A 1,387-nucleotide genomic window follows, 5' to 3' on the forward strand; every position below is an offset into this window, starting at 1 on the left:
GCGCATCCAGCGCAACCAGAAGATTGAGATCCAAGCCTTTGAAACGCATATTCAAAAATCCGTCTTATGTGTGACTCAGGTCGGAGCACTCGATGACACTGTTCCGAAGACCGCAAAGTTGCTGCATTCAAAATTAAGGCAATGCTGATCAATTCCACCGCTAACGATTGCCATGCGTTATAGCGTGGACATGCAACGGTAAAAAGCAAAAACGATGAAGCAACTGATCGTGCCGATGGCGGTCGATCAATACGCAGGATTCGGAGCGCAGCGCACACCTACGCGACGCGAACCGGAACATGTCGTTTATAAAGGTTTGCAAAGTTTACGTTCGCTTTGCCAAATTGGCTAAAATTGCCCGACGCCCATAAATGGAAAATCCCCCGAAACCCTTGCCAGGTAAGGCTTTGACGGGAACGTGTGGAATCTACGGATGCTGGACGTGTGCGCGAAGGTCCTCAATCCGCTGCGCCATGGGTTCAAGGATGTCGCGCATGGTTTCCCAGGAAATGTTTGGTACATCGGCCTCCTGCAGCAAGGCAGGTAACTGCGCGAGCAAGGTGGTCCACTGCTGCCAGGTGTGCTCCAGCAGTTCGGCCTTCACCCAGAGATCGCGGTGCGGGCGGGCATCGAGAATCGTCTGGAACTCGCGTTCAAGCGTCGCACCGTCGGAGAGAAGGCGTAGTACGGTGGGCTTGATGGAATCAGGCAGCTCCTGTTCGGGCTTCATTCTGCGTGCATCTTTGAGCCATGCCTGCTCGAAGAGCTCGCCGTAGCGGTACAGGCTCGGATATGTCCGGCACAGCGAGACAAGGAGTTCGTCGGAGGTGCTGTTCCAGAGCCGTTGCAGATCGGGAGTATAGGCGGCCATATGCGCAAGCAGGGCTACGCCGCGGATACCGTTTGCTTCGAGCTGACGCACGCGCTGATCGATCGATGCGGCGATCCGGTGCTCGTCGGCGAATCTTCGCTCCTTGCCGGGCACCTGAATCTGTCCCGTCGCAATGCCTGAGGCGATCGTTTCAACGATTTTCGCGTAGCGACGGAAGCCGGCAAACTCACGCGCCAGAAGATTGATGGCGGGGTTGTCCAGATCCGTCATCAGGCGATGGAAACCAGACATATGGTCGACCATTGCCGCCACGATCTCCGCTTCGTCCAGCCCTGCGGCTTCGAAGCGTTGCATCTGCGCGTCGATGAGCGCGGCAATTTCCCGTTGTTGCGGCGTAATGGACGCGGCGGCCTCGTTTGCCCAGCGTTTTGCTTCACCCATGCGGTTCTCCATGATCGGCCTGCCGGATTTCCCGTGGGACGAATGCTGCCTGCGGCAGCTACGCGTCCGGTCGTGTCTGGCCCGGCCGGGCAATTCTGTTCCACCACGCCGGAT

2 protein-coding genes are annotated in these 1,387 nt (G+C 57.3%); one reads left to right on the plus strand and one right to left on the minus strand.

Features of this window, described 5'->3' with window-relative positions; all coding sequences use genetic code 11:
• Positions 1 to 214: 214 nt before the first annotated feature.
• Positions 215 to 352 carry a hypothetical protein gene (locus EVC45_RS46030; protein ID WP_168991681.1) on the plus strand — a complete coding sequence of 46 codons (138 nt, stop codon included), beginning with the start codon at positions 215 to 217 and terminating at the stop codon, positions 350 to 352.
• 75 nt (positions 353 to 427) lie between these two features.
• Here the strand turns inward: EVC45_RS46030 and EVC45_RS44635 are convergent, their stop codons facing one another.
• Positions 428 to 1,273 carry a hypothetical protein gene (locus EVC45_RS44635; RefSeq protein ID WP_129964365.1) on the minus strand — a complete coding sequence of 282 codons (846 nt, stop codon included), beginning with the start codon at positions 1,271 to 1,273 and terminating at the stop codon, positions 428 to 430.
• Between the last annotated feature and the right edge of the window lie 114 nt (positions 1,274 to 1,387).

Origin of the sequence: Paraburkholderia sp. UYCP14C (assembly GCF_004197395.1) — a bacterium.
Lineage (GTDB): Bacteria > Pseudomonadota > Gammaproteobacteria > Burkholderiales > Burkholderiaceae > Paraburkholderia.